The 23,735-nt window shown below is 42.8% G+C and carries 20 protein-coding genes and 1 tRNA gene; 12 read left to right on the top strand and 9 right to left on the bottom strand.

The window, feature by feature from the left end:
• Positions 1 to 282: 282 nt before the first annotated feature.
• From HFU86_RS12415 to HFU86_RS12400, 4 genes are read right to left on the bottom strand one after another with little or no spacing between them, the layout of a single operon-like run.
• The gene (locus tag HFU86_RS12415) at positions 283 to 951 is read right to left on the bottom strand and encodes a methionine ABC transporter permease (protein ID WP_132495518.1); all 669 of its coding nucleotides are present in this window, start codon (positions 949 to 951) and stop codon (positions 283 to 285) included.
• Positions 948 to 1,961 carry a methionine ABC transporter ATP-binding protein gene (locus tag HFU86_RS12410; RefSeq protein ID WP_187129364.1) on the bottom strand — a complete coding sequence of 338 codons (1,014 nt, stop codon included), beginning with the start codon at positions 1,959 to 1,961 and terminating at the stop codon, positions 948 to 950. The genes HFU86_RS12415 and HFU86_RS12410 overlap by 4 nt, the downstream gene beginning before the upstream one ends.
• Before the next feature lie 3 nt (positions 1,962 to 1,964).
• Positions 1,965 to 3,425 (bottom strand): FAD/NAD(P)-binding protein, encoded by a 1,461-nt coding sequence (locus HFU86_RS12405; protein ID WP_187129363.1) that lies wholly within the window; start codon positions 3,423 to 3,425, stop codon positions 1,965 to 1,967.
• Positions 3,426 to 3,429: 4 nt separating this feature from the next.
• The gene (locus HFU86_RS12400; protein WP_187129362.1) at positions 3,430 to 4,563 is read right to left on the bottom strand and encodes a CMD domain-containing protein; all 1,134 of its coding nucleotides are present in this window, start codon (positions 4,561 to 4,563) and stop codon (positions 3,430 to 3,432) included.
• Between the two features lie 242 nt (positions 4,564 to 4,805).
• Here HFU86_RS12400 and HFU86_RS12395 point away from each other — a divergent pair, with 242 nt between their 5' ends.
• Entirely contained in the window at positions 4,806 to 5,648 is an 843-nt protein-coding gene (locus tag HFU86_RS12395; protein WP_187129361.1) for a MetQ/NlpA family ABC transporter substrate-binding protein, read from the top strand.
• Positions 5,649 to 5,804: 156 nt separating this feature from the next.
• Positions 5,805 to 6,542: a cyclase family protein gene (locus tag HFU86_RS12390; RefSeq protein WP_108478557.1), complete on the top strand. Its 738-nt coding sequence runs from the start codon at positions 5,805 to 5,807 to the stop codon at positions 6,540 to 6,542.
• Between the two features lie 49 nt (positions 6,543 to 6,591).
• Here the strand turns inward: HFU86_RS12390 and HFU86_RS12385 are convergent, their stop codons facing one another.
• A complete protein-coding gene (locus HFU86_RS12385) occupies positions 6,592 to 7,827 on the bottom strand; it encodes an SLC13 family permease (protein WP_108478558.1) in 1,236 nt (411 codons plus the stop codon).
• Between the two features lie 209 nt (positions 7,828 to 8,036).
• Here HFU86_RS12385 and HFU86_RS12380 point away from each other — a divergent pair, with 209 nt between their 5' ends.
• Entirely contained in the window at positions 8,037 to 8,453 is a 417-nt protein-coding gene (locus HFU86_RS12380) for a GNAT family N-acetyltransferase (RefSeq protein ID WP_132495510.1), read from the top strand.
• Between the two features lie 26 nt (positions 8,454 to 8,479).
• Here HFU86_RS12380 and HFU86_RS12375 read toward each other — a convergent pair whose 3' ends face one another.
• Together HFU86_RS12375 and HFU86_RS12370 are read right to left on the bottom strand one after the other, a co-directional pair.
• Positions 8,480 to 8,800 (bottom strand): hypothetical protein, encoded by a 321-nt coding sequence (locus HFU86_RS12375; RefSeq protein ID WP_255425977.1) that lies wholly within the window; start codon positions 8,798 to 8,800, stop codon positions 8,480 to 8,482.
• A 168-nt stretch (positions 8,801 to 8,968) separates the two neighbouring features.
• A tRNA-Arg gene (locus tag HFU86_RS12370) sits at positions 8,969 to 9,040 on the bottom strand.
• 392 nt (positions 9,041 to 9,432) lie between these two features.
• On the opposite strand from HFU86_RS12370, the gene mlaA reads away from it, so the two are divergent.
• A complete protein-coding gene (gene mlaA / locus HFU86_RS12365; RefSeq protein WP_132495825.1) occupies positions 9,433 to 10,182 on the top strand; it encodes a phospholipid-binding lipoprotein MlaA in 750 nt (249 codons plus the stop codon).
• A 525-nt stretch (positions 10,183 to 10,707) separates the two neighbouring features.
• On the opposite strand, the gene fadL is transcribed toward mlaA, so the two are convergent.
• Positions 10,708 to 11,991, bottom strand: a complete 1,284-nt coding sequence (fadL, locus tag HFU86_RS12360; protein WP_187129359.1) for a long-chain fatty acid transporter FadL — start codon at positions 11,989 to 11,991, stop codon at positions 10,708 to 10,710.
• Between the two features lie 352 nt (positions 11,992 to 12,343).
• On the opposite strand from fadL, the gene HFU86_RS12355 reads away from it, so the two are divergent.
• From HFU86_RS12355 to sixA, 4 genes are all read left to right on the top strand, one after another.
• Complete coding sequence (locus HFU86_RS12355; protein ID WP_132495504.1) at positions 12,344 to 12,640, top strand: YfcZ/YiiS family protein; 297 nt, start codon at positions 12,344 to 12,346, stop codon at positions 12,638 to 12,640.
• Between the two features lie 264 nt (positions 12,641 to 12,904).
• Positions 12,905 to 14,224 carry an acetyl-CoA C-acyltransferase FadI gene (gene fadI / locus HFU86_RS12350; protein WP_132495502.1) on the top strand — a complete coding sequence of 440 codons (1,320 nt, stop codon included), beginning with the start codon at positions 12,905 to 12,907 and terminating at the stop codon, positions 14,222 to 14,224.
• Complete coding sequence (gene fadJ, locus HFU86_RS12345) at positions 14,224 to 16,434, top strand: fatty acid oxidation complex subunit alpha FadJ (protein WP_187129358.1); 2,211 nt, start codon at positions 14,224 to 14,226, stop codon at positions 16,432 to 16,434. The genes fadI and fadJ overlap by 1 nt, the downstream gene beginning before the upstream one ends.
• Before the next feature lie 234 nt (positions 16,435 to 16,668).
• Positions 16,669 to 17,154 carry a phosphohistidine phosphatase SixA gene (gene sixA, locus HFU86_RS12340; RefSeq protein WP_132495498.1) on the top strand — a complete coding sequence of 162 codons (486 nt, stop codon included), beginning with the start codon at positions 16,669 to 16,671 and terminating at the stop codon, positions 17,152 to 17,154.
• 42 nt (positions 17,155 to 17,196) lie between these two features.
• Here sixA and smrB read toward each other — a convergent pair whose 3' ends face one another.
• Positions 17,197 to 17,742: an endonuclease SmrB gene (gene smrB / locus HFU86_RS12335; RefSeq protein WP_036949350.1), complete on the bottom strand. Its 546-nt coding sequence runs from the start codon at positions 17,740 to 17,742 to the stop codon at positions 17,197 to 17,199.
• 279 nt (positions 17,743 to 18,021) lie between these two features.
• Here smrB and hutI point away from each other — a divergent pair, with 279 nt between their 5' ends.
• From hutI to hutH, 4 genes are all read left to right on the top strand, one after another.
• Positions 18,022 to 19,257 carry an imidazolonepropionase gene (gene hutI / locus HFU86_RS12330; RefSeq protein WP_132495496.1) on the top strand — a complete coding sequence of 412 codons (1,236 nt, stop codon included), beginning with the start codon at positions 18,022 to 18,024 and terminating at the stop codon, positions 19,255 to 19,257.
• Positions 19,258 to 19,429: 172 nt separating this feature from the next.
• The gene (gene hutC / locus HFU86_RS12325; RefSeq protein ID WP_187129357.1) at positions 19,430 to 20,161 is read left to right on the top strand and encodes a histidine utilization repressor; all 732 of its coding nucleotides are present in this window, start codon (positions 19,430 to 19,432) and stop codon (positions 20,159 to 20,161) included.
• Positions 20,162 to 20,472: 311 nt separating this feature from the next.
• Positions 20,473 to 22,152 carry a urocanate hydratase gene (gene hutU, locus HFU86_RS12320; RefSeq protein ID WP_132495494.1) on the top strand — a complete coding sequence of 560 codons (1,680 nt, stop codon included), beginning with the start codon at positions 20,473 to 20,475 and terminating at the stop codon, positions 22,150 to 22,152.
• 12 nt (positions 22,153 to 22,164) lie between these two features.
• Complete coding sequence (gene hutH, locus HFU86_RS12315) at positions 22,165 to 23,697, top strand: histidine ammonia-lyase (protein WP_132495492.1); 1,533 nt, start codon at positions 22,165 to 22,167, stop codon at positions 23,695 to 23,697.
• Positions 23,698 to 23,735: the final 38 nt, after the last annotated feature.

Here is a 23,735-nt window from a genome sequence, read left to right as displayed (position 1 = left end):
AATATACATTTCATAGCGTTTTTGGTCTCAAGTGGTCAAATAAACATTATGATGTATAGTATTATGATTATATATGAATCATTTAAAATATATTGGTATTTTACTGCATTTTTTAAAATTTAATTTTTAGAAATAGCCTGTTTTTTTATTAAACTCGTGTTAATAGCGACTTTTTTATGTGTAAATATTTTTTGCGTAGGAATTGAAAAGGGGGGAAGAGATGGTTAATTGTATGAAAAATAAATAAAAGTCGATGAAGATATTTCATCGACTTTATATTAACTAGTGAAAACGCGCCTTTCTTGCCAAAGTGTCACCAATAAACTGTATTCCTTGCACGATAATCACCAAGGTCACAACCGTAATTGCCATAGCAACATTATCAAAGCGTTGATAACCGTAATTTAGCGCCAGATCACCAACACCGCCGCCACCAACGGCTCCAGCCATCGCCGTTGCCCCAACCAGCGTTATACTGGCAGCCGTTAAACTTAAAATTAATGATGACTTTGCTTCCGGTAGAATAAAGTGCCAAACAATTTGCCAGTTGGTCGCCCCCATTGCATCGGCAGCTTCAATAATACCCGAATGGACACTGAGCAATGAATTCTCAACCAATCTTGCCGTATATGGCGCAATATAAATAACTAAAGGGACTATCGCCGCGGTGGTGCCAATAGATGTTCCTACCACAAAGCGTGTTAATGGGATTATTGCCACTAATAAAATAATAAAAGGTAGTGAACGGAATATATTAATAATAGGGTTAATAACGCGATAAATACGTTTGTTTTCCCAAATTCCCTCAGGGCGAGTAATAACTAATAAAATCCCCAATAAGATCCCGAATAGCGAACCGAGGACAAGTGCAATACTCACCATAGTGAATGTTTCTGACATGGCCAATAAAAATTGTTTACTTGTCAGTGCTGTTTCAAAAAATTCACTCATACTGTCCCCTTATTCACTGCAACGCCACGATGGCGTAAATAGGCTACGGCTTCATCAATGTGCTGTTTATCGCCTAACATCTGAACAAACATACTGCCTAAAACGACGCCGTTGATCTCTTTCATGTTGGCAAATAGTATATTGATTTTAATAATATTTTTTATAATAAGTTCATTCACCACAGGCTCTTGAGCTGATTTGCCTAAAAATTCTAATCGATACACATCCTCTTGATGTTCAAGCTGATGGAGTACACGCTCCGGAATTTTTTCATTGAGCACAGTACCCACAAATTTTTGCGTGGTTGGATGTTGAGGATTGGCAAAAATATCAAGTACTGTGCCTTCTTCAACAATGCGACCGGATTCCATGACGGCGACACGATGACAAATCTGCTCAATGACTTCCATTTCATGAGTGACCAATAAAATGGTAATTTTCTGCTCACGATTGATTTTTTGCAGTAATGCCAAAATAGAGGCGGTCGTTTGCGGGTCCAAGGCAGAGGTTGCCTCATCACATAGCAAGATTTGTGGATTATTAATCAACGCTCTCGCTATTCCAACACGCTGTTTTTGCCCACCAGAAAGCTGGTTAGGGTATTGGTGTTTCTTATCGCTTAATTCAACGTATTCAAGAATGTTATCTACGCGACGGGCAATTTCGTGCTTATCAATGCCAAGTAAAACCAGGGGCATAGCAACATTCTGTTCTACGGTCTTGGTTTCCAACAAATTGAAATGTTGGAAAATCATTCCGATGCTTTTTTTATGTGTCCGTATTTGCGATGGGGTATGCTTTGCCAAATTGTGCTGATCGACCTTGATGGCGCCACTGGTAGGCTTTTCTAATTGATTGACTAAGCGGATCAAGGAACTTTTACCTGCACCGCTATAACCAATAAAACCAAAAATATCACCTTTATTGATATGCAAATTAATATCTTGTAGAGCGACTAAGGATTGCCCATTTTTTTCGTAAATCTTTTGGACATTGTTAAATTCAATCATCCTTTACTCCACATTTTCAATCAATTGTACACGCTGAGCGGGAGGTAAGGCAGGTTGCCATTCATCACCTAATAACTCATTTTCTGTACTGGTTTTAACCAACTCAAGGTGCTGTTGCCGATGGGCTAGATACAACTTGGCAGCAATATGATCTGCTAAACGCTCAGCTCCGGTATTGGTGCCTGGGATCAAGCCAATTACGGGACCCATGCTGAGCGAAGCGCTTAAATTGAAGCAATAAAAGTGGTCGATAAACGGAAACTCGTAACCCGATTTTGCTTGCAATTCAAAGTGTTCACCAAGATAGGGATGCGCGGCAAGTTCATCATTTTCCTCACCTTTAGGTGGGGTATAAACATCTCTCCACGTTTTAATAAACGGTGCTAGGCGATGAAATGGGCTGTGTTTTTGCCAATTCAGTCGGTAGCCAGTCGCTAAAATGAGGTAATCAAAAGAGAAATCCCCTTGGTTGGTGGAAACGTGCAATTTTTTCTCTTTGACGGTGACATCATTGACTTGTGTATTGAAGTTAAAATAAGCATGTGGATGGCGAGAAACTCGTAGTGTACTACCATGAGGGGCAGGGGTTTTCGCTTTCAAAACATAGTCAGCATAATGCCATTTTTGCGCATCGGTAAAATATCCATAGGCATTGGTAAAACCGGCACTTCCGGCGACCTTTCCTCGGTTTACTCGGGGCATCTCTTTTGCTCGGATCAATAACTCAACAGACTTAGCACCATGTTCTAATGCAGTGGCTGAACTGTCCATAGCCCCCGCACTGTAGCCTACAACGCCAATATCTAGCCCGTTAAATCTCTCATAGTTGCTACCCGCATATGAATGCTCCCAGTATTGAGTTGGAATTTTATTCATAAATTCTGGGATGTTAGGTTCGCTAAATGATTCCATGCCGGTTGCAATGACAACATGCTGAGCAACAAAAGAGGTCTGCCCATTGGGAGTGTCAAACGTTAACTCACGGCCTTGAGGGATTAATTTAACATCGACTAATTGGTGCTGATTTAGCAGTGTGGGTGCCGTCATGGTTTTAAACCATTGTAGGTACTCACCCCATTGTAAACGTGGGATTTTATCGAGACTTTCCCACGCATTATCGCCAAATTGAGCTTTAAACCAGGCTTGGAATGTTAAAGAGGGGGATGCAAGAGCAGGACCGACAACCTGTTTAGGTGACCGCAAGGTTTCCATCAAGGCTGGCGTTTGCCAAGGACCTTCTTTGCCTGAGGGCGCTTGGTCAAAAACGATAGCGTTAATTCCCCGTAATTTTAAGGCAAAAGCCGCCGTTACTCCCGACATGCCCGCACCGATAATGGCGACATTAATCTGTTGTTTATCAAGATCTTCATCTGATAACGACCATGAGCTAATCGGTAAATTAAGATACTGCAAATCCTGATTTATTTGCGCCTCTAGAGCCGCTAATCCAATGACCTTATCCATGGTATTACTCCTTATTTTCAGGGAGTTCAAACGGTTCTCCCAATGTCAGCATTAAGCGATTAGCCCATGAAAAAAATGCACTGGATTGAATTAAATCGAGTAACTCTAGTTCCGTTAACCCTAATGAACGTAGTTGATCGATTTGCTCAACTGAGGCTTGAATAGGCGTAGTAGAGAGGGAAGCAACAAGAGAAACGATAGCTAAAAGCCTCGATTCATAGCCTTCAGCAAGCACATTTCCTGCGGGCGTCGCCAGCAGTTTCTCGACATCACCGAGATGTTCTTTTGCATACTGGCTAGCTTTGCGCGCATGAACTGAAGCACAATAAATGCAGCCATTCACTTTACTGACCGCAGCAGCAGCAAACTCTCTCTCCCAGCGAGGTAGCCCACCTGAGGTATAAAAAATACCTCGGTCTATCTGTGTACGTAGCGCTAAGATTTCGCTTTGATGAGCTAACAGTAGGAAATATTCAGAATTTAATTGTCCATGTTTTTTCAGTGTTTGAGTTTCATCGTCACTTAACGAATTGACATCTCGAGCAGATAACCAAGACTCCCAATCTAATTGCTGTTGTGTAAAGGCGGTTGGTGATGGTCGTCCTAATTGTGTTGTCGTTGCATGACTCCAATTTCCTGCCAAAATTGGAAAGTGTTGGTCTGCTTTATTATCTGAATTCGGATTTTGTCCAATTAATAATTCCAAGCCAGCGACTAAGCGGGATTGATAAGTGACAAAGGTAATTAACTGAGCCAATAAAATAATATCGGACTCAGACCATCCTTGCTGAATAAATTGTTGTGTTAAAGCGTAATCTGCTTGATTTGGATTGCTGGTTAATACTCGCAGATATTTCTCGGCAAGTGTAATGTCAGGTGTTATTTCGACAATAGGTTGAGATGATAATAACTCAGCATAATGTTTAGAGAGTAATATGGAGCCAGTAATTTTCGCCACGGAAAGCGCAAAATAGTATTTCACATTTAGAGGCAATATTTGAGATGGCACAGAAAAAATAGCCTCAAAAGCAGCTTGAGTATTGTCTGTTGCAATCGGTCTTTCTGCGCGGGTCTTCGCTAATTCTGAGTCTGGTGTTAGGTTAAGAATATTGTTAATTAAATCAAATTTCACTGTCATAAATAACTCACTTTATTTAAATTTTTTTATCTCCTTCATTACATATCAATCACATCATTATTCGAACTACCATTTTGTTATATCGTTATAACCATTTTGGTTTGATTCATTTTTATATTCATTTCTATTTAAGTTATAACGAACGGATCTAAGACGTTAAATAAATCCTGTTTATACTCCGGTCGATTGGCAATATTAAAAACTGAAAGTAATTAAAAAGTAATCACCATAGGGAATTTCAAATGTTCAAACAAAAAATAATAAATTTATCTTTAGTGGCAACCGCAATCATTGTATTGGCAGGATGTGGTGATAATAAAGAAAAAGACAGCTCAGATAAAAAGCAAATTACTATTGGCTTCGGTGTTGGGAATTATATCGACCAAGTCGATAAAGGTATTGTGCCTATTTTAGAGAAAAAAGGTTACCAAGTGACGTTACGTCAGTTTTCACAAAACAGGCAAATTAACCCTGCATTTGAAGAAGGGGCAATTGACGCATCAGTAAACCAAAGTCGCGCTTATATGGAAGCGTATAACCAAAAAAATAACATTAATATGGTCGCATTGGCCGATTCACCAAGCGCACCGCAGAGTTTACGTTCGAATAAACACAAAACGCTGAATGATGTGCAAGATGGCATGATTGTCGCGCTGTCAAATGACCCTGTAAACGCGGAACGTGGAGCTCGAATTTTAGAGCAACTGGGTTGGATTAAAATCAAACCGAATGTCAGTACGCTCAGCTTTAGCGTAAATGACATTGAACCAGCAAAATATAAGCTCGATATCCGTGAAACAGATGCCGCGCAAGGTTTACGTTTATTGGATGATGTGGATTTTGTGGTAGTGAATGGTAATTATGTGGCGAGTGCAGGGCAGCGTATTGCGGATGGTTTGGTTGTTGAAAATTCACCACTTGAGCATCGTGTTGTGGTTTCTGTGCTACAAAAAGATCTCGATACTCAATGGGCTAAAGATTTAAAAGAGGCTTTTGAATCAAAAGAGTATGCAGATTATATTCGTTCTCAGCGTCTTTATGATGGTTTCATTGAGCCAGCTGCGTGGGCAAATTATTCTAAATAATATTCGAGTCTCGTTGCCAATTTAGCGAAAGAATTGGCAACAGATCGTTTAGAAAGATAGACAAACGCCATAGAGTTGGTTATTACCTATTCAGAATAAATAAAAATAGCAAAATAAAATTGTCTGATAAAGACTAAAACCAGATAGGGGAAAATGATGGCTAACGAAGTTTTAAATGCACTAAAGGTATTAAAATCCAAAAAATGGGTGGATTTAACGCACAGCTTTGATAAAGATTCTCCTCATTTCTTTATGTTTGACTCTGCAGAATTTAAAACATTATTTGGCTACTCTGACGGCTTTTTTGCTCAGCAATTTACCTTTCCTGGGCAATACGGCACGCATATTGACGCGCCTTGTCATTTTGTTGAAGGAAAACGCTTTTTACATGAATTGGAGCTGCAAGAGTTAGTCTTACCGCTGATTGTTATCAACCAATCTGAGCGAGCGGCACAAGACCCTAATTTTGCATTTTCTCGCGAAGATGTTTTAGCTTTCGAGCGTGAACATGGGCGAATCGAACCGGATAGTTTTGTAGCACTACGCACAGATTGGCATAAGCGCTGGCCTTCTCAAGAAGCCATGGATAATAAAGACGCAGAAGGTAATAATCAAATCCCGGGGTGGGGTATGGATGCGCTCAAATTTTTATTTGAAGAGCGTGGCATTAAAGCCATTGGGCATGAGACATTTGATACTGATGCAGCGAAAGATTTTCGCCAAAATAACGCGCTATTAGGCGAATATTACGTATTAGAACAAGATACTTACCAAATAGAGTTGATGGCGAATTTGGATCAATTACCGACTCGTGGTGCTGTGATTTTTAATATTGTGGCGAAACCCAATAATGCGAGTGGGTTTCCTGTGCGCTCATTTGCTATTCTTCCCTGAAAATCCTAAACGCCTTTCTCAGTTAAATAGGCTGAGAAAGGCGTTAGCTTTATAACGCGAATAAAATCCATGCAGTGGCTAATAGCATACAGAGAACGGCAACAATTCCACCAGATTTTGCAAATTCTGAGAATGAAATTTTCACACCATAAGCCGCCGCTTGTTCCACAACAATAATGCCCGCCAAGCTACCAAACACAAACAAGTTACTGGAAAAACCAGAGCCAAGGACTAATGCGGCGCCTAATGCATCAGCGTTACCGTCAGGCGTTAAAAAAGGCACCAGCAGCATGACGGAGGGGTTATTTCCGACAATAGTGCTGAGGACGCCAGTGACTAGAAATAGAATGAATGGGTTATTAAGTTCAACACCATGAGCGCGTAAATCATTCAACATTTGCTGTGGTAATCCTGTTCCAGCAAATGCCGCGTTGACGACAAATAATCCCATGATTAATAGCAATAAATTCCCATCTACTAACTTAAGCATATCGCTAGACGCAATGGAACGGTTCAGTAATAGGAAACCCGCTGCCGTTAATGCGATTAACTCTTTCGGTATATCACTCACCACAAAAGCCACAATCACGGCGAGTGTGATCACACCGGCTTTAGCAGTTTCCCATGTATCGAGTGGTGTTGGAGGAGAGACCGTTTTAGGAGTATTAGTCGGCTCTTTAGCTAAGTACCAGCGGTTGCGATATAACCACACCAATACCAGCCAGGTGAGCGGTAAAGATAATAATGCCGGTATTGCCGAGGATTGTAATAAGCCCACAAAGGAAATATCTAGCCCCTGTGCCGCGATCATATTTTGCGGACTACCAATCAGCGAGCCTGTTGCACCGTTGTTGGCGGCAAAACAGAATCCAAGCAGAAACGGAATGGGGTTAAGCCCGCGAGATAGTGTGATGGAGACCAATAATGGCGTCATCGCGACGACAACTACATCGTTGGTTAACAGCGCGGAAAGTAATCCGCCAACGGCGATCAGTACGGCAAGCAGTGTAGGCGCACTGACTTTGAGCATCGCCACGCGATCGGCAGTCCAACTATAAAAGCCGGAAACCACAAACGAAGCGGAGACCACCATCAAACCAAATAGCATGCCGATAGTGCGGTAATCAATGGCATTCCAGGCATGAGGTGGCGTGATGCTGTCGATAGCCATCATGGCTAATGCACCGATGACGGCGGCGCCCGTTCTATCAACTTTAAAGCCGGGTAGTTTGCCAAATGCCATGGCGATATAGACCAACACAAAAATAATAATGGTAAGCGTCATATTATTCACATTTTTTCTGAAAGATTAGGGGGGATTTTACGGTGAATAAAATTACAGGCAAGATAAAAAATGTTTAGTTTTTAATTAAGTAAATGATGTCTAACCAGGATATTCGTAATACGATGTTATGCGGACAGTAAGCGATAATTAATTTGTTGGCGGGATGTTTTCTACATCATAAAAATATCGATAAATAAAATGAGGTTGTTATGAAAGTTATAGTTACACATGAGATTACTACTGAAGATAAAGAAGAATTATTTACTGGGTTAAGAAGCTACAACCGATCTTTTTTGCAAAATAGCTATTTTGGGCAACTTGGTGTGTATAGCAAAGATGAAAATGGGATTATGCAGGGGGGGCTTCTCGCGTCTATTAAAGGTCGATGGTTATGTATTGATTATCTGTGGGTGGATGAGTTAATGCGTAAGAATGGATTAGGTAGCCAATTAATGCACGTCGCAGAAGAAGAGAGTAAAAAACTCGGCTGCCACAATGCATTGGTAGATACCTTTAGTTTCCAAGCTTTGCCATTTTATGAAAAATTGGGTTATGTGAAACAAATTTCACTCCCTAATTTCCCTGAATTAGGCATGCAGCGCCATTATCTTTCTAAAGAAATATAACAATCTTTATGGCACCAGTTTATCTTTTATTTCATGTGAGCTGATGGGTTTGTTGGTAAGGATTGGCTATCTATCCATTGAGATAATATTTGTTTTGCAGTTAATCTCAATGGTGTATTTGTCGCGTTAGACGAATTTAAATATTGCGTAGAATATTCTAACAAGTATCCATTCTTAAAAATAAACCAGCGGTCTGTTATTTTTGCTGTGGTTTTTGGTTGTTGTTTATCATGATAAACCATTAGCTGATAACCATCCTGCCTCGTTTGGTCATCCGGCGTTCCTTCTATTTGCATCACTTGGTTTGATGTTATCCCTGTCATAACAACAGAAGGCGATTTTTCCATCGTACAACCTATCAGAAGAATACCAATTAATAAGGCAAAAAGTGTTCGCATCGTGGTCAGTCCATCAAATAGGGATATAAGCAAAATACTATAGGGGAAGAAGTAAAAGCGAAATAGGATGAAGAAAGATTGGGAAAGTTCTTGGGGGGAGTGCTTAGTGCAGGAATCTGTCCCCTGCAGGAATCGAACCTGCAACTAGCCCTTAGGAGGGGCTCGTTATATCCATTTAACTAAGGGGACATTGAGATGCTGCGTAATAGCGCTTGGCATTTTACTGGCCACCCTCCATTGAATCAAGCTGTTACAGCCAAATTCTCTGCTTTTATCTTTTTTATTCTTTTCTTTGTTGGTTTTTTAAGCATCTGACGGTTCGGCCTAAAATTATTTCAGATAAGTCTATCTCTATGTTAATGCACTAATTAATGACATTTACTGAAGCGACCTTGGAGTTTGGGGGAATTTGGATTCATTTCTTATGATAAGTTGATAATTAAATAGGTTATAATTATATCTATATGGCAATTAAACCACTCAAAACGCTTAACACGTTTTTCTATTTGCTTTTATGATAAAGCGATTAGCAATAACGATAAAAACACCATGGCAAGGTGGAATAAAGGATGGAGAGAATGATGAAGTTTCGCATAAGTAGCGTTCTTCTCGCGGGAGTTTTAATGGCTGGGTGCGCGAGCGTTGATCCAGAAACGCAGCAGCGTTCAGACCCGTTAGAAGGCTTTAACCGAGCAATGTTTAACTTTAACTATAATGTCTTAGACCCATATGTCTTAAGGCCTGTAGCCGTTGCTTGGAATGATTACGTGCCAATGCCTGCTCGAAACGGACTCAGTAACTTTCTTGGCAACCTTGAAGAACCAGCCAGCATGTTAAACAGCTTTTTCCGTGGAGAAGTGGAGCAAGGCTTTAAGCACTTTAACCGCTTCTTCTTGAACTCAGTGTTTGGTATCGGTGGCTTAATTGATGTTGCTGGCATGGCAAACCCTCAGTTAGTCAAAGAAGAGCCAAAGCGTTTCGGGAATACACTAGGCTACTATGATGTGGGTTATGGCCCATATGTGGTTCTACCGGGTTATGGCAGCGCAACATTGCGTGAGCAAGGTGGTGATCTAGCGGACGATCTCTACCCAATGCTGAGTTATTTAACTTTCTGGATGTCTGCGGGTAAATGGGCACTGGAAGGGATTGAAACCCGTGCAAGATTACTTGATTCGGATGGATTGCTGAAAAGCTCTTCCGACCCTTACTTAATGTTCCGCGAAGCTTACTTCCAACGTAATGATTTCTTATCAAGAGGGGGAACGCTGCAACCGGCAGATAATCCAAATGCGGCGGTCATTGAAGGGGAGCTGGATTCGATTGATTAATTGATCGACTAATTGACTTGGTGGGGTTTATCACTCTCTATGTTTTTTTGGACATCAGAGAGTGATAAATAAACTGCTAGTCATTGTCCTGTTTTCCTCGTTGGATGACTGTGTCAATCACGGCACTGACGACTAACACGCTAACAAAGCTGATAGTGAATAATGTTCCCATAATGCCCTCCTATGTTTTTTCCATGATTTTCCTCAGATAGTAGCTTAGTGAGCAACTCTACTGCTTCTTCATGTCAAAAAAATGAAGGGCAGCATTGCAGTGAAAAATTGATATCAAAATGGTTGTGTGGATACCGATGACTGGAATCAGTGCATGAATAAGCCGCGGGAATGTTTTTAACAATAAAATAACATCGGGCTATAATTAATATATAAATCTGTACAAAAAAAAGTCAAGAAAAAATTTGGCTTGAGGATGATTTTTCTGCGAAGAGCATAAAAGGAAAGTGGGCAAAGGAAGAGATAGAAAAGGAGATATCAGGGGAGCGAACTCCCCCGATAAGATATAACTGATTAGAATGTATAGTTAAAGTTAACGCCGTATAACCATGCAGACCCTTCAGATTTGAATGCAATCACAGGTGAAGTCGGTGTTTCTGCTAGTTTTTCGTTAATATTAACTTTTTTACCGTGCATATAAGCAATACCTAAGTCCACAGAGGCATCTTTGTTAAATGCGTAAGTGGTACCTGCAGTCAGCCAGTAACGGTCTTGGTCTGGAATTGAGATTGAACGGTATTTAGATGGCACAGGGCTTTCATCGTATGCGATACCGGTACGGAAGGTCCAATTATCATCATAATAGTAGGTAGTACCTAATGCTAAGCGCCATGCATCATCAAAGTTTTCTGGTTTGTGGAATAGGACGCCACCATCACTTTTTCTATATGCTGTTAAATCTTTAAATGTGCTCCAGCCAGTATAAGCAACACTGTAATGCAACGCCCACTTAGGATCGACTTTATGGTAACCGGATAATTCCCAGATATCAGGTAAGTTGAGATCTAAAGTTCCTTTAACGGTAGTACCGCCTAAACCGCCAATTTGTTTAGGCAAGTCATTAGAATATTTACCGTCTTCAAATTTCACTTTTACTTTTGAACGGTAAGTAAAGCTTAAGCGGTTATCTTGGTTGATTTCATATAGTAAGCCAGCATTCCAACCATAGCCCCAATCATCACCTTTCAATGATGCTGCAGTTGTACTTGGGGTAACACCAAACATTGGTGGAACAGCTCCTGCACCGATGCCCATATGACGCGTAATTTCAGCATCAGCATAAACAGCGTTAGCGCCCACACCAAAGCTAAAATTATCATTGATGCGATATGCACCACTTAAATTTAAGTTAACGGTTTTTAAATCTGTTTTTCCACCGATAGGGCCTGCTGCATAATCTTTATGGAAGTCAGTAGCAAGACCAAAGTTAGTGGTCATTGAGGTACCGACAGCCCACTTATCATTAATTGGGAAGATAAAGTGCGCGTTAGGTACAACGGCGTTAGGGGCGATGTTATTGGCAGTAAATGCATCGCTAGTACGGCCTTTAATATCAACGGTAGGGTCGATATAAACAGCACCGATAGACATGGTTGGTCGATCAAATAACATCATTGCAGCTGGGTTACGGCTGCCTTCACTTGCGTTGTCGCCGACGGCTCCTGCGCCTGAAAATGCACGTCCTAGGGCTGAGGTTGAATATTCATTCAGCAAAAAACCAGCTGCACTTGCATTGGAAGAAATAACAGCCACTGCGATTGCTAAAGCTGATCGAGCAAATAGGTTTTTCTGGTTCATGACCAAAACCCTCTTGTATGTTTTATTTAAATAAGCGACTTCTATCGCAAGAAGCGCTGAATTGTAGGGTCGCTTGCCTCTACGACAAATCAGACCAGTTCAATGAGTATAGGTCTGACCACTGGGGATGTTGCAAGGTTGTTTTGTTTTTGTGCGATTTTTCTTTTCGAAAATGCGATGTAATTAACAAAATGGCAACATTTGTGTGAGCTTAACGAGTAATAAGTGCTCATATAAGGAGCTAGATCAAACTTATATTGAATTATTAGCAACTAAATTTGATATCACTAGTGTTTGGCACTTTTTCAGCGTTATGATACTTACTTAACAGTTTGTTCATTGGGAGAATAAAATGACTGATGCGATTAAACGTTGTAGCGCGGATGAAACAGCTGCGTGCTGCTGTGTAGATGTGGGTACAGTTCTGGAAAATAAAGATTGCACCGCATCGTATCAGCATGTTTTTGCGACTCAGCAAGAAGCTGAAGCGATGCTGAAAACACTCACAGAAAAAGCCAAATCTGTTGAGTCTGAACCGTGTGAAATTGCTCACTCAATCAACCCCGTTGCGGGTGGTGTAGAGTTATCGGCTAACTTTACATTTAGCTGTGAAGCAGAAAGTCTGATTTTCCAATTAGGCTTGCGTTAATCAAACGTTTGAATTCCTTTTTAAAGCCCATTAACTCTATTATTTCGCGGATGCGTCATTTTTAGAAGTGAATGGGTTTTTTATTACTCAAAACTTACCTAATTTCCCCTCTTTATTGCCAATTAATTGTAACTTGTGTGTGAGCTCGCATTTTTTATCGACGCTGATTGATAAATGTGAAGAATATGTTAACAATCGATACAGGTCAGACCTCTTAATTTAATCACAACAATTCTACTTATTTTTCTTTTAGCAGGAGCGACCATGAATCAACTCTCCCACCATGGCGATAATAAGCATGCCACAAAAGAAAGGATTGCTATCGTTAGTGGATTACGTTTGCCTTTTGCTAAGCAATCTACCGCTTATCTCAATATTCCCGCTGTGGATTTAGGCAAAACCGTCGTTGCAGAACTATTGCATCGTAGTGATATTGACCCGTCGATTATTGAGCAATTGGTTTTTGGACAAGTGGTTCAAATGCCTGAAGCACCTAATATTGCGAGAGAAATTGTGTTGGGTACGGGTATGAGCGTATCGACGGATGCTTACAGTGTTTCTCGCGCTTGTGCGACCAGCTTTCAAGCGATTGTGAATGTCGCGCAAAGCATGATGGTGGGGGATATCTCCGTGGGTGTCGCGGGTGGCGCAGATTCATCCTCTGTGCTGCCTATCGGCGTATCAAAAAAGCTCGCAGCCACACTATTGGCGCTAAGCAAAGCCAAATCATTTGGGCAAAAATTATCGCTTATCAGTAAATTGCGTCTGAAAGATTTAGCGCCAGTTGCACCAGGTGTCGCGGAATACTCCACTGGGTTACGCATGGGAGACACCGCCGAACAGATGGCGAAAAGTTACCATATTAGCCGTGAGCAACAAGATGAATTAGCCCATCGTTCTCATTTGCTGGCTGCCAAAGCTTGGAAAAGCGGCGTGTTAGAGCAAGAAGTCATGACCGCATATATGCCACCTTACAAGCAGGCATTCTCGCAGGATAATAACGTTCGTGAAAATTCCGTGCTCGCTTCCTATGCGAAACTCAGACCTGCGTTTGATAGAAAACACGGTAGCGTTACCGCAGCCAACAGTACGCCATTAACGGATGGGGCGGCTGCTGTGTTGATGATGACCGAATCTCGAGCAAAAGCATTAGGTTATACCCCGTTAGGGTACATCAAAAGTTATGCTTTCTCGGCAATTGATGTGTGGGAAGATATGCTACTGGGACCTTCCTATGCCACACCTATTGCCTTACAAAGAGCGGGGCTTTCTCTGCAAGATTTGACTTTAATTGATATGCACGAAGCGTTCGCAGCTCAAACACTCTCCAATATTCAAATGTTTGCCAGTCAAAAATTTGCCCAGGAAAAGCTTGGCTTGTCGAAGGCGATTGGGGAAATTGATATGGACAAATTTAATGTGCTGGGCGGTTCTATTGCTTATGGTCATCCTTTTGCCGCGACAGGGGCGAGAATGGTGACTCAAACATTGAATGAGCTACGTAGACGTGGTGGCGGGTTTGGGCTAACTACCGCTTGTGCGGCGGGTGGGCTTGGTGTGGCAATGATTTTGGAGGCAGAATAATGACGCAACATTCAGCAGTCATCACAGAACCTGCATTCACGTTAAAGGTAGTAAATGGCAATGTTGGGGTGATTTATATTGATGTTCCTAATGAAAAAGTGAACACCCTAAAGGCGGAGTTTGCACAGCAATTTCATGCCATTTTACAGCAAGCACAATCGACATCTGGTCTGAAAGGCTTGGTGATCACCTCCGGTAAAAAAGACAGTTTTATCGCAGGAGCAGATATTAGCATGATAGCTAACTGCACCAGTAAAGAGCAGGCGAGTGAGCTATCTAAGCAGGGGCACACTCTGTTCGATAAGATTGAAAATTATCCGCTGCCGATTATTGCAGCTATCCACGGTGCATGCCTAGGTGGTGGCTTGGAGTTAGCGCTCGCTTGCCATGCGCGCATTTGTTCTGATGACGATAAAACCAAACTGGGTTTACCAGAAGTGCAGCTAGGGTTACTGCCAGGATCTGGCGGCACTCAGCGCTTACCGCGTTTAATTGGGATCCCAAATGCCTTAGACATGATGCTGACAGGACGCCAATTAAAAGGTAAGCAAGCGTTAAAAATGCGATTAATCGATGACGTAGTTCCGGTTTCGATTCTACTGGACACGGCGGTTGAGCTGGCGCAGAAAGGGGGCGTAAAACGTAAACCTCTCCCTTGGCAACAGCGTTTACTCAGTAGCAAGCTATTGCGTAATAAAGTTTTCTCCAGCGCGAAAGAGAAAACATTAAGTAAAACCCAAGGACACTATCCGGCACCAGAAAAGATTATTCAGGTGGTGAAAGCGGGTATGAATAGCGGGCTAAAAACGGGATTCGCCGAAGAAGCCAAAGCGTTTGGTGAACTGGCGATGACACCAGAATCTGCCGCATTACGTAGCCTATTTTTTGCCTCTACCGCATTGAAAAATGAAACTGGGGCGGACGCTAAACCAAAAACTATCAAACAAGTGGGTGTGCTTGGTGGTGGCTTGATGGGGGGCGGGATCGCTTATGTGAGTGCGGTATTGGGTAAATATCCGGTACGCATTAAAGATATTTCGGACAAGGGTATCGCTCAAGCTCTGCGTTATAGCTGGGATCTGCTTTCTCAGCGAGTGAGTAAAAAGCGCTTACAGCCTCGGGAGCGGGATGCGATTATGGCTCGAATCTCGGGAACATTGATCTATCAAGGATTAGAGTCAGCAGACATTGTAGTGGAGGCTGTGTTTGAAGATCTGGCACTGAAACGTAAAATGGTGCAAGAAACCGCAAAAATGTCAGACGGCAAAGCGATTTTTGCCTCAAATACCTCTTCGTTACCTATCCATCGTATTGCGGAAGGCAGCCCTCATCCAGAGAAAGTGATTGGGCTGCACTATTTTAGTCCTGTGGATAAAATGCCGCTGGTGGAAGTGATCCCTCATCAGCAAACGGATGCCACTACCATCGCAACCACGGTTGCCTTTGCTAAGCGCCAAGGTAAAACCGCCATCGTCGTTGGTGATGATGCGGGCTTTTATGTGAACCGTATTCTGGCACCTTATTTGTGTGAAGCGGCGCAATGTCTTGTGGAAGGCGAGGCGATTGACCATATTGATAAGGCATTAGTGAAATTTGGTTTCCCTGTTGGACCTTTCCATCTACTTGATGAAGTGGGTATTGATGTTGGAACCAAAATTTTACCGATTCTCGTTGAACGTTTTGGCAACCGCTTTAAAGCCCCTGATGCTCTCGACAAAGTGGTCAACGATGACCGTAAAGGGAAGAAAAACGGTCGTGGTTTTTATGTTTACGGGCAGCCAAAAAGTAAGCTGGCTTTCTGGAAAAAATCCACAAAACGTCAAGTTGACCAGGGTATTTATTCACTGATTAACATTCACCCCTCAACGTCAACGAACCAAACGGATATTGCTCAACGCTGCGTTATGTTAATGCTCAATGAGGCTGCACGTTGTTTAGATGAGAAGATTATCCGTAGCGCGCGAGATGGGGATATTGGTGCGGTATTTGGAATTGGTTTCCCGCCATTCTTTGGGGGACCTTTCCGTTATATGGATAGCCTTGGCCTCAGTAAAACCGTGGAAACGTTGCAACACTTAGCGGAAAAACATGGTGATAAGTTTGTGCCATGCGACTTATTGATTGAAATGGCACAGTCTAACCGCACGTTTTATCCGGTGAATGATCATGAAAAAAATGCATCTTCAGCGGAAGAAAATAGTGATATTTAATAAGCGATAATCGCTGTCTAATCAACCTGATGCCACAGTTAAACGCTGTGGTTATCAGGTTTTTTTATGACTGAATGACAAAAAATGTCAGTAAAAAACAATGTAAATCATTTTATTTGCAACGGGTTTGTTGCAGAATCTCTCCTCACCCCAACTGATGGTTATCTTTAACAATAATTATCTTAACAAAAAGACCCGCATTCTCCTGTGGGACTGCGGCACAGATGGTGGATTATGCAAGTTTATATTATGCGTCACGGTGATGCTGCAATCCAGGCGGCGAGTGATTCAGCGAGACCATTAACCCAAAAGGGAAAAGATGATTCGGTACTGATGGCGAAATGGCTAAAAGCCCGCCAACCTCAAATTGATACCGTATTAGTGAGCCCCTATTTGCGCGCGGAACAGACATTACAAGTGATGCGTGAGGAATTATCGTTGCCAGCGCAAGCGCAAATCATGGAAGGGCTAACCCCCGGAGGAAATGCGGATTGGGTTGCCTCTCAAATTCGAGATTATGCATTTAGTGGTGCCAAGGCAGTTTTGGTGGTTTCGCACCTGCCACTGGTCGGCTATTTGGTCTCGGAGTTATGTCCCCACGAAGCACCGCCAATGTTTACAACATCGACGATTGCATGCGTTGAGGTGGATACTGAGCAGATGAAGTGTCACTTAGAATGGATGCTCAGCCCATCGCAGATTTCGTTGACCCAATCTTAAGTTTGAGCATCCTTGGGGATGAAAACTAAACGAAGTGAGTGCTTAACGGCGAGCACTCTCAGTCGTTTCAATTAATAATAGCAGCGAAGCATTGCCACCCCACTCTTTAGGGGCTTGGTGAAAAGCGACAATATCAGGATGTTGGGCAAGCCATAGAGGTGTTTGCTGCTTCAAAATATGCTTACCGTGTCCATGCATAATGCAGGCACAATGGACATTTTCCCGCTTACAGGCTGCAATTAACGCGCCAATTTCTTGTTTCGCTTCCATTTGGGTTAATCCATGGAGATCCAGAAATAACTCCGGCACATAGTCTCCACGACGTAATTTTTTCAGCTCATACGGGTTGGCATCCGGTCTTAAATAACGAGTAGGACCTTCATTATCTAGCTGTGGTTGAAATTCATCAGAAAAATAAAACGAAGCATCCACTTGTTCTTGCTGAACTTTCTTACTGGATGGTTGAGTGACTTTCGCACGAATAGGGGCATGCACTATTTGGTCTTGGTGAATTTTCTTAGCACCTTGAATAGCGTCTTTAAAGAGATTGATGTCGCCGTCTTCTAAGGCGAATTTATTTTTAGTCATTGTTTATAAATCAATTGTTAATAAATGATGCTTTCTTGGATGGGCAAAACAGAACCCACAAAACGGATCCACAAAACGGATCGTAGTGTAACCCATTTTTCCCATGAACGGTTATCATAGAATATTTTTAGCGCTACGTAACAAATTTATAACTTTTACGAGAGTAGACATTGACAACAGACCGATAAGTAGTCTAATTGTATATACATATCTATACGTTTATATCTGTACCTTTTATATGTGAAGCCAATTAGGGCTTCTGCTGCCATGGGATGATTTATGTTATTTAAAGCACACGCAAATGATGTGATCTGGCGTAACGGGCGGATCGCCACAATGAATAGTGAACTTGGAACGGCATATGGGTTATTGGAAAATCACGATTTAATCATTCGTGGTGAGCAGATCATTACCATTCACCCAAGCGACCAAGTTGATGCTAACGGCTGCCACATCATTGATGTTGAAGGTCGCTTAATCACGCCGGGACTAATTGATTGCCATACCCACTTAGTGTTTGGTGGTAACCGAGCCGCAGAGTGGGAACAACGTATGAATGGCGTCTCCTATGAAACAATTAGCGCACAAGGTGGCGGAATCAATTCTACCGTTCGCTCTACACGAGCTATGAGTGAAGATGGGTTATATGAGGTGTCGAAACCGCGTTTAGAAGCGTTGATCCGTGAAGGCGTCACCACTGTTGAAATGAAATCGGGTTATGGGTTAGATCTTGTAAATGAAGAGAAACAACTGTCAGTGGCAAAACGATTATTTGCAGCTTATCCGATCGACGTGAGCTCGACATTACTTTCCGCGCATACAGTTCCGCCAGAATATAAAGGTAAAGCTGACGATTATATTGACCTTATTTGCGATGAAATTATGCCGCAGCTATGGAAAAAAGGGCTATTTGATGCCGTGGACGTGTTCTGTGAAAGTGTTGGATTTTCTCTTAAACAAAGCGAGAAATTATTCTTAGCAGCGAAAAAACTAGGAATTCCAGTAAAAGGACATGTGGAGCAACTCTCTAATTTAGGGGGAAGTGAACTGGTGGCAGAATTTAACGGGCTATCAGTCGACCATATTGAATACTTAGACCTTCAAGGTATTCAAGCCCTCAAACGCAGTGGAACTGTGGCAGTATTATTACCCGGTGCGTTCTATTTTTTACGTGAAACTAAACTACCGCCGATTGAATTATTACGCGAAAACCAAGTACCTATGGCCATCTCCACGGACTTTAATCCAGGTACCAGCCCATTTGCCTCACTGCGTATGGTGATGAATATGGCGGCGGTATTATTTAGATTAACCCCTGAAGAAATTTGGGCAGGAGTGACACGCCATGCAGCAAAAGCATTAGGGCGAGAACATAGCCTTGGGCAATTACGCGTCGGCTATCAAGCTAACTTTGTGGTATGGAATGCCAAAGATCCGGTAGAAATGATTTATGAACAGGGCAGCAATCCATTAAATCAGCGTGTTTATCAAGGAAAAGTCACCCATAAAAATTAATGGTTTATTTTAGTTAAAATAGAAAAAGCGTTTCTGTTTTTCAGGTTATAATATTATTTGCTCATAAAGTTCTGATTGCGGCCTAAGAATATCATCTCCACTATAGGCAGTAATTATTTTGATTGATTTTCAATGTTGACGACTCACACACATTACTTATTTGGAAATAAACGTGACAGCCGAAAAAAAACCGAAGCTGAAAACTCCTGTTCCATTGTATTTGCAAGTTAAGCAGTCAATTATTGAAAAAATACAAGCAGGAGAGTGGCAAGCCAACGACCGTGTGCCTTCAGAAGCCGAGTTAGTTGTGCAGTTTGATTGTAGCCGAATGACGGCAAACCGAGCCTTACGGGAGCTTACCGCTGAAGGGTTATTGGTGCGTCTTCAAGGGGTTGGCACCTTTGTTGCCGAACCTAAAGGGCAATCCGCTTTGTTTGAAATCCACAGCATTGAAGATGAGATCCTAGCCAGAAATCATCAATACAGCTGCAAAATTAACAAGTTAGAAAAAGTCAGTGCATCAGTCACACTGGCAAAAGAGTTAAATATTTCCCCAGAAACGCCGGTTTATCATTCCGTGATTGTCCATTTGGAGAATGATATTCCTGTGCAAATTGAAGATCGTTTTGTGAATGCGCTGGCAGCACCGGATTATCTGGAACAAGACTTTCTGACCATCACTCCCCACGATTATTTATCCCGTGTTGCGCCGTTGACTCAGGGTGAGCATATTGTTGAAGCGGTAGAGGCGGATGACCGCAGTGCTCGGCTTTTGCAAGTGCATGTGGGCGCATCCTGCCTGCAAATTACCCGCCGAACATGGTCACAAAGCCATATCGTGACCAGTACGAAGTTATTGTTTCCCGGTCATCGATATAAACTCAAAGGCAGTTTTTCTTCCTAGTGGTATGACATAAGACCATTCCGTCGACATGAGCGCAGCCATTATGGCTGTGCTGACCTCTATCATTCCTAAGATAAATGTAAAATAACTGTGAACTAAATGTGATCTGGTAGGCAGATTTAGAATAAAAAAACATCAGTAAAATCAAAGGGTGTTTTTTTATTTCATTGTTTTTAATGAATAATATCTTTCACTAGAGTCTGTTTTAGTCATCACAATTGTTAAAAAATAAATTGATTGTACATGTATATACAACTATATCTATAAGGAGACGCAATAAGTCAAACACGCATCTAAGTGAGGGTATATTCGTGACAAAGTTAAATAACAAATATCGTAATATTGAAATTCGAGCACCTCGTGGAACAACCTTAACAGCTAAAAGTTGGCTGACAGAAGCACCACTGCGCATGTTGATGAACAACCTCGATCCTGACGTGGCAGAAAATCCCCATGAGCTTGTGGTTTATGGTGGGATTGGTCGCGCAGCCCGTAACTGGCAATGCTATGACCAAATTATTGAATCCCTGAAACAGCTAGATGACGATGAAACCCTGCTGGTGCAATCAGGGAAGCCTGTCGGCGTATTCAAAACCCATGAAAATGCGCCTCGCGTATTAATCGCTAACTCTAACCTTGTACCACATTGGGCGAATTGGGAGCATTTCAACGAGTTGGATGCAAAAGGCTTAGCCATGTACGGTCAAATGACCGCAGGAAGCTGGATTTACATTGGTAGCCAAGGAATTGTTCAAGGCACCTACGAAACCTTCGTTGAAGCGGGACGCCAACATTACAATGGTGATCTCACTGGGCGTTGGGTATTAACCGCCGGTTTAGGTGGGATGGGTGGCGCACAGCCATTAGCGGCAACGTTAGCAGGGGCTTGCTCATTAAATATTGAGTGCCAGCAAAGCCGCATCGATTTCCGCTTAAGAACCCGTTATGTGGATGAACAAGCGACCGATCTGGATGACGCATTAGCGCGCATTAAAAAGTACACATCAGAAGGCAAAGCTGTTTCTATCGCACTGTGTGCTAACGCGGCTGAAGTTTTACCTGAAATGGTTCGTCGTGGCATTAAGCCTGACATGGTTACCGACCAAACCAGTGCTCATGACCCGCTCAATGGCTATCTGCCGATTGGTATGAGCTGGGATGAGTACCGCGAAAAGAGCGTGAAAGACCCACAAGGCACTGCGTTGGCGGCGAAAAAATCCATGGCGGAACATGTGAAAGCGATGTTGGCTTTCCAAGCCCAAGGCATTCCAACATTCGATTATGGTAACAATATTCGTCAAATGGCATTGGAAATGGGCGTTGAACATGCGTTCGATTTCCCGGGGTTTGTTCCAGCCTATATTCGTCCACTATTTTGCCGCGGTGTTGGTCCATTCCGTTGGGTGGCGCTGTCAGGGGATCCTGAAGATATTTATAAAACAGATGCCAAAGTGAAAGAATTACTGCCAGACGATAAACATCTGCATCGTTGGCTGGACATGGCGCGTGAGCGTATTAGTTTCCAAGGCTTACCAGCGCGTATTTGCTGGGTTGGTTTGGGGGATCGCGCCAAGTTAGGTTTAGCGTTCAATGAAATGGTTAGAAGCGGCGAAGTCTCTGCGCCGATTGTTATTGGCCGTGACCATTTAGATTCAGGCTCAGTAGCGAGTCCAAACCGCGAAACTGAAGCAATGAAAGATGGCTCGGATGCAGTGTCTGATTGGCCGTTACTCAACGCGCTATTAAATACGGCGAGCGGCGCGACATGGGTGTCATTACACCATGGTGGCGGCGTTGGAATGGGCTTCTCTCAACATTCTGGCGTGGTGATTGTCTGTGATGGTACAGATGCGGCAGCGGAGCGTATTGCTCGCGTACTGCACAATGATCCAGCGACAGGGGTGATGCGCCATGCGGATGCGGGCTATGACATCGCTATCGAATGCGCTAAAGAGAAAAACTTAAACCTACCTATGCTAAAAACACGTTAAGGAGTGCCATTGATGACTAAATTAACTATCCATCCGGGGAAAATGACACTCGACGAATTACGCGTTGTCTTCCAAAAGCCAGTGACCGTCACGTTAGATAAACATGCTCACAGCGTTATCGCCAAAAGCGTTGCGACCGTAAATCAAATCATTGCGGAAGATAAAACCGCGTATGGGATCAATACCGGGTTTGGTTTACTTGCTAACACTCGTATTGCCAGCAAAGATCTGCAATCTTTACAGCGCTCGATTGTGATGTCCCATGCGGCTGGTGTTGGCGAGCCACTGGACGATGATCTGGTTCGCTTGATTATGGTATTAAAGATAAACAGCCTTGCGCGTGGTTTCTCAGGCATTCGCTTAGAAGTGATTGAAGCGCTGATTGCACTGGTTAACGCACAAGTCTACCCGTATATTCCTGCAAAAGGGTCAGTGGGCGCATCGGGTGACTTAGCACCGCTAGCACATATGAGCTTAATTCTGATTGGTGAAGGGCAGGCGCGCTTTGAAGGCCAATGGCTACCGGCGAAAAAAGCGTTAGAAAAAGCGGGCTTGAAACCATTAACTCTGGAAGCTAAAGAAGGCTTAGCGCTATTGAACGGGACACAAACCTCGACGGCGTTTGCGTTAAAAGGCTTGTTTGCAGCGGAAAACCTGCTGTTATCCGGCATTGTGTGTGGGGCGTTAAGCGTGGAAGCGACATTAGGTTCACGCAAGCCATTTGATGCGCGAGTCCAAGAAGTTCGTGGTCAAAAAGGTCAAATTGATGTGGCTGCGCTGTTCCGCGATGTGTTATCGCCAACCAGCGAACTGTCCCAATCTCACGCAAATTGTTCGAAAGTCCAAGACCCGTATTCATTACGCTGTCAGCCTCAAGTGATGGGCGCGTGTTTAACGCAAATCCGTCAAGCGGCAGAAGTGATTTTAATTGAATCTAATGCGGTATCTGATAACCCGCTGGTGTTTACCGATAATGGCGACATTATTTCTGGCGGTAACTTCCATGCGGAGCCAGTTGCTATGGCGTCGGACAATATCGCGCTGGCATTAGCCGAAATTGGTGCATTATCAGAGCGCCGTATTGCGATGTTGATGGACACGCACATGTCCCAATTACCGCCATTCTTAGTTAACAATGGTGGCGTAAACTCTGGCTTTATGATTGCACAGGTGACGGCAGCAGCATTAGCCAGTGAAAACAAAGCATTAGCGCATCCATCTAGCGTGGATAGCTTACCAACATCCGCCAACCAAGAAGACCACGTTTCCATGGCACCAGCAGCTGGTCGCCGTTTATGGGAAATGGCGAAAAACGTGACAGGCATTTTAGCCATTGAATGGTTATCTGCGTGTCAGGGAATGGATTTCCGCGATGGCTTAAGATCGAGCGAAAAACTGGAAAAAGCCCGTAAAACTCTGCGTGATAAAGTGGCGTATTACGATAAAGACCGTTATTTCGCGCCGGATATCGAGGCAGCTATCTCGCTTATTGATCAACATAAACTTGCCACGTTATTTGCAGCAAACTCGGTTTTTCATTTATAAAAACCTGTCGTTCATATACCGATAGTTCCTATAAGTAA

The sequence above is a fragment of the Providencia sp. JUb39 genome (assembly GCF_012272845.1).
GTDB classification, from domain to species: Bacteria; Pseudomonadota; Gammaproteobacteria; order Enterobacterales; family Enterobacteriaceae; genus Providencia; species Providencia lanzhouensis.
The sequence above is the reverse complement of the archived record's forward strand: the minus strand, read 5'-3'. Positions and strand labels throughout refer to the sequence as shown.